We start from the raw sequence: 5,366 nt of genomic DNA, 5'->3' as shown, positions 1-5,366 counted from the left end.
CTGCGGCGTGTCGGCGTTCGCACGCACCTGCAGGCGGCGCTGGCTGTCGGCGGGCTCCATCAGCCGCGCGGCCGCGATGACGGGCTCGTCGCCAGCGGCGGCCTCGTCGCCCTCGAAGTGACGCATGACGGCCGAGTCGACCACCGGCACGGAGCCGGCGAACACCTCGCCCGTGGTGCCGTCGATCGAGATCACGTCACCCTCGGCGATCACGGTGCCGTCAGCCGAGGTGAATCGGCGGTCGTGGATGTCGACCTCGAGCTTGTCGGCCCCACACACGCACGTCCGTCCCATGCCGCGAGCCACGACCGCCGCGTGCGACGTCTTGCCGCCGCGGCTGGTCAGAATGCCCTTGGCCGCCACCATTCCCGCCAGATCATCGGGAGTTGTGGTCCGGCGCACCAGGATCACGTCATCGCCCCGGGCGGCCCACTCGACCGCCGTCGGCGAGTCGAAGACGGCCTTGCCCACCGCTGCGCCGGGCGAGGCGTTCATGCCGCTGCCGATCAGGTGACGCTCGGCGTCGGTGTCGAAGCGGGGGAACATCAGCTGCGCGAGCTGGGCGCCGTTCACCCGGTTGACGGCCTCATCGAGGTCGATGAGCTCTTGGTCGACCAGCGAACTGGCGATGCGGAACGCCGCCTCGGCCGTCCGCTTGCCGACTCGTGTCTGCAACATCCAGAGGGTGCCGTGCTCGACCGTGAACTCGATGTCGCACAGATCGCGGTAGTGGCCCTCGAGTCGCGCCATGATCTGGATCAGCTGGTCGTAGGCGGCCTTGTCGATGTGCTCGAGGTCGGCAAGCGGCACGGTGTTGCGGATGCCCGCCACGACGTCCTCGCCCTGCGCGTTCTCGAGGTAGTCGCCGTAGATGCCCTGTGCGCCCGTGGCGGGGTCGCGGGTGAAGGCGACGCCGGTGCCTGAGTCGGCGCCCCCGTTGCCGAAGACCATCGTGCACACGTTGACGGCGGTGCCGAGGTCGTGCGGGATGTGCTCCTGGCGACGGTAGATCTCGGCGCGCTCGGTGTTCCACGACTCGAAGACGGCTCCGACTGCCATGTCGAGCTGTTCGCGCGGGTCCTGCGGGAAGCCGCGTCCGCCGTGCTCGGTGATCAGGGTCTTGTAGGTCTCGACGAGGCCTTGCATGTCGAGGGCGGTGAGGTCGAGGTCGTCGCGGGTCCCGCGCTCGGCCTTGAGGGCGTCGAGCGCGTCGTGGAAGACGTCGATCTCGATGCCGAGAACGGTGCTGCCGAACATCTGCAGCAGGCGCGGGTACGAGTCATAGGCGAACCGCTCGTCACCGCCGGTCACCTTGGCCAGGCCCTTGACCGACTCGTCGTTGAGGCCGACGTTGAGCACCGTCTCCATCATCCCGGGCATCGAGAACTTTGCTCCCGAGCGCACCGAGACGAGCAGCGGGTCGTCGGGGTCGCCCAGCGTCCTGCCGCGAGCCGCCTCAACCTTGGTGAGATGGGTGTCGATCTCCTCGGCCATGCCGTCGGGCGCCCTGCCCACCTCGAGGTAGGCCCGGCACGCATCAGTGGTGATGGTGAACCCCGGTGGCACCGGCAGCCCGAGCCTCGTCATCTCAGCGAGGTTGGCACCCTTGCCGCCAAGAAGGTCCTTCTGGTCCATGCCGCCCTCGGCGAAGTCGTAGACATACCTGATCATCTGGACATCGTCGCCGACGGACGCCCGAACGTACAGGGTCGATGGACCCCGGTGCGGGGGCCGGACGTGTGCCGGCCGCCGTCCTGCCGTCCGGCGTCCGACCCTGTGGCGGGAGGTTCTGGCAGGGTGTTCGCCATGAGAAGCCCCATGCGCGCCGGCATCGTCGCTTCGGCCGTCATCTTCGCGCTCACGATCATCCAGCTCGCGATCGGCGCATTCGGCGGCCTCGACCAGTTCGAGGGCAAGGGCTTCGGCTACCGGCTGCTCGTCTACCCGCTGCTGATGCTCGTGGTGCCCGCGATCTGGTGGCGCACGAAGGCCACGACCCTGGACCACGAAATGCCCTGGGGTGCGTTCGCCCTGCTCATGTCACCGTTCCTGATCGATGTCTCGGGCAACACCCTCGTCCTCTACGACTCGGTCGAGTGGTGGGACAACGCCAACCACTTCGTCAACTGGTTGCTGCTGCTGTGGGGCGCCGGCCTGCTGCTGAAGCTGCTCGGCGTTGGCCCGCCATGGGTGCTGATCCTGACCATCACGAGCCTCGGGTCATTGCTGGCAATCGGCTGGGAGCTCGGTGAGTGGTACACGTTCATACGCCGCGGCACCGAGCTCGACGGTGCGTATCAGGACACCTTGAGCGACGAGCTGCTCGGCACGTTGGGGGCGCTCGTCGCCGGCATCATCGTGGGGTGGAATCCGGCTGCCGACCGCGAGCCGGCGGAGCTCAGCCGGCGGTGACTGCCCAGCTGGTGGGCGCGCGACACGGTGAAAGTGGCGATGAGGCCGGGCTGGTCGCGGGCTGAACGGTGCAGATCAGCGGTTGATCGGTGGGTTCAGCACCGTTGCCGAACCCACGGTATAGGTACGCGCCGGGCGCCCCGGGCCCTCAGAGACGGTGTCGCCGGTCTCGACCAGGAAGTCATCGACCGACCGGGTCTTGCGGCTGAAGTTGGCCGGGTCGAGCCCGACGCCCCAGATGATCTCGTACACCTGCCGAAGCTGGCCGATGGTGAACGTCGGCCGGCAGAACGAGGCGGCTATCGGGGAGTACTCGAGCTTGGCCCTGGCGCGTTCGAGCGCGTCAACGAGCATGTCGTGGTGGTCGAACGGCAGGTCGGTCGCCAGCAGCTCATCGACCGGGATCCACTGCGCATCATCGGCATCGGTGCCCGCTGCACCCTCCGGCAGGTTGGGCATCACCGCCAGGTAGAGCACTCCGAACGTCCGGTTGCGGGGGTCGCGGTCGGGGGCACCGTAGGTCTTGACCTGTTCGAGGAAGTCGACTTCGAGCCCCGTCTCCTCACGCAGCTCACGCCGAGCCGCGGTCTCGAGGTCCTCGTCGAGGTGCACGAACCCTCCCGGCAGCGCCAGACCACCGAGGCCGGGCTTGCGTCCGCGGCGGATCGCCATGACCTGCAGCCGGCGGTCGCGGACCGTCAGCACGACGATGTCGACGGCAACGTAGGCCCACGAGTACTTCGGAGGCTTCTGCCGTTTTGTCACGACGACACCCTAGTCACCCGTCCGCAAACGTCACGACGTTCAACCCGATCAGTCGAACGAGTGCCAGTTGGAGAACCCGGCGTCGATGCCGAGGTCGGTGAGCCACGTGCGTTCGCCGCGATCGAAGATCTCCTCCGCTCGCGCGCACATGACCTCGATGATGTCGGCGTCGACCGGCTCGCCGAGTGCGGTGCAGATCGTGCCGAAGTCATCCGGCTGGACAGTGATGACGTACTCGTACTCGCTCGTGCCCATGAACCCACCGAGGTCCTGTCCACTGAGCCGCAGCTCGCCCGCCTCGGTCAGCGAGATCCACACGCAGCAGGTGCCCTTCTCCTTGAAGACCCTCGTCTCGAAGCTGGAGTTCTCAGACACGCTGCCCATGCTCACCACCCCCTGGGCGTGATGACGTCGGCAGGCCCCGGGATTCCGACGTCACCCGATCGGCGCTTCCGTCACGGCGGTCTTGTAGACGGCCTCCAACATCGGCCCGTACTCCTCGGCGTACTCCCCGGTGCCGTCGATCAACCGCTCGGCAACCTCCGCGTTGAAGCCGGCCGGGTGGATGGTGGTGGGCACGAAGACGTCACTGTTGTCCAAGCGGAAGAGCTTGCCGCGAACCGAGAGCACGTTGAGGTGGTTGATCTCGGCCAGTGCGTCGGGCCCCACTCCGGTTGCCGCACGTGCCAACAGATGAATGATCGGCTCAGGCTTCTGGACGACCCTGACGAACACGGCCATGCGCCTCATGCTCACCCGCCACTCCCCGTCCTCATCTTGCTCGAGCGCTCCTGGGGGCAGGAACTGGTTCAGGCATCGTCCGACGTGGTCCATCAGCTCAGAACTGTTGCTGTTGTTCATGGTCATCACTCCTCTGTTTCGTCCTCTGTCCCCATCCTGCCCGACTCATAGGACAGTTCTGGTCACTCTGACTTTTCATTTCCCGTTGGATATTGTCATATACACAATATTAGAAGGCGGTGGTCAGATGGAGACCTACTCCCCCGACCGAGCGGCCGGCGTCCTGCTCGGACAAGCCTGCGGCGACGCTCTCGGCGTCCCCTACGAGTTCGGGCCGCCACTGCCCGAATCCTTCATCCCACACATGGTGGGTGGCGGCCCCTTTGGTTTTGCGCCCGGCGAGTACAGCGACGACACCTCGATGGCGGTCTGCATCGCGGAGGTGGCACGCACCGGTGCAGATCTCACCAGCGAGGCGGCTCTCGACGACATCGCAGGACGATTCCTCACCTGGGCCACCACCGCCCGGGACGTCGGCAACCAGACTCGCACCGTGTTCTCTCGCGCCCGTCGAGACGATGGGCCCCGTGGCGTCGCGATGCTGGCTGCTTCGCAGGACCACGCGCTCGCCAATCCCGGACGAGTCGGCAATGGCGCCCTGATGCGGACGTCCGTCGTTGCGCTGACCCGGCTCGACGACCGCGACACGACCGCCGCGGCGGCCCGATCAGTCGCGTCTCTCACCCACGCCGATCCGCTCGGCCAGGAGTCGTGCGTGTTGTGGTCCGAGGCGATCCGTGTCGCGGTCACCACTGGCGAGCTCGACCTGCTCTCCGGGCTCGATCTCCTCGCACCTGAGCGTCGCCGCCGGTGGCGCGTGTGGATCGACGAGGCCACCGACGTCGACCCACGGACATTCAGACGCAACGGATTCACTGTCTATGCCCTGCAGGCCGCTTGGGCAGCGATCACCTGGACGCCCATTCCCGAGCTCGACCCCGCCGCCGGCAGCTTCCCCGCCCAACACTTCACGTACGCGCTGAGGAATGCGGTCCGTGCCGGCGACGACACCGACACCGTTGCGGCCATCGCGGGCGGGCTGCTCGGAGCGCTCTGGGGCTCGTCAGCCATCCCGGCCCACTGGTCGCGGCAGGTCCACGGCTATGGCGGCCACCGCTCGCGCGGGCTGGTGACCCTGGCACTGCGAACCGCCCAACGTGGCGAGCGGGTGGGCGCGGGTTGGCCGACTGCGCCGCACATGTCGGAACCGGACTATGTCACTGCGCCCTCGACCATTGCTGCCCACCCGCACGACGACGGCGTGCGGCTCGGCACGTACCGCTCCCCCGCCCACGGTTGTGACGCCGTGGTGTCGCTGTGCCGCGTCGGCGCCGACGACTACACCGGCGTCGCAGCAGGTGGCCACATCGAGGTGCGCCTCATCGACT

At 67.4% G+C, this 5,366-nt stretch carries 6 protein-coding genes; 2 read left to right on the top strand and 4 right to left on the bottom strand.

The annotated features are described in order from the left end of the window. Positions 1-1,671: pyruvate, phosphate dikinase (locus tag H7290_RS09030; protein ID WP_290513688.1), on the bottom strand; the 1,671-nt coding region annotated here is incomplete at its 3' end. A 135-nt stretch (positions 1,672-1,806) separates the two neighbouring features. Between H7290_RS09030 and H7290_RS09025 the strand changes: the two genes are divergently transcribed. Then, positions 1,807-2,412, top strand: coding sequence for a hypothetical protein (locus tag H7290_RS09025; RefSeq protein ID WP_290513687.1), 606 nt, complete (start codon positions 1,807-1,809; stop codon positions 2,410-2,412). A gap of 75 nt (positions 2,413-2,487) precedes the next feature. Here the strand turns inward: H7290_RS09025 and H7290_RS09020 are convergent, their stop codons facing one another. From H7290_RS09020 to H7290_RS09010, 3 genes are read right to left on the bottom strand one after another with little or no spacing between them, the layout of a single operon-like run. Continuing rightward, positions 2,488-3,177 (bottom strand): NUDIX domain-containing protein, encoded by a 690-nt coding sequence (locus tag H7290_RS09020; RefSeq protein WP_290513686.1) that lies wholly within the window; start codon positions 3,175-3,177, stop codon positions 2,488-2,490. Between the two features lie 48 nt (positions 3,178-3,225). Continuing rightward, a complete protein-coding gene (locus tag H7290_RS09015) occupies positions 3,226-3,552 on the bottom strand; it encodes a hypothetical protein (RefSeq protein WP_290513685.1) in 327 nt (108 codons plus the stop codon). Positions 3,553-3,612: 60 nt separating this feature from the next. Beyond that, on the bottom strand, positions 3,613-4,038 hold the full coding sequence (locus tag H7290_RS09010; protein WP_290513684.1) for a hypothetical protein: 426 nt from the start codon (positions 4,036-4,038) through the stop codon (positions 3,613-3,615). A 127-nt stretch (positions 4,039-4,165) separates the two neighbouring features. On the opposite strand from H7290_RS09010, the gene H7290_RS09005 reads away from it, so the two are divergent. Then, positions 4,166-5,366: ADP-ribosylglycohydrolase family protein (locus H7290_RS09005; RefSeq protein ID WP_290513683.1), on the top strand; the 1,201-nt coding region annotated here is incomplete at its 3' end.

Source organism: Aeromicrobium sp., assembly GCF_014378035.1.
Classification (GTDB): domain Bacteria; phylum Actinomycetota; class Actinomycetes; order Propionibacteriales; family Nocardioidaceae; genus Aeromicrobium.
Note: the sequence above shows the minus strand (reverse complement) of the source record. Positions and strands in the feature narration are given on the sequence as shown.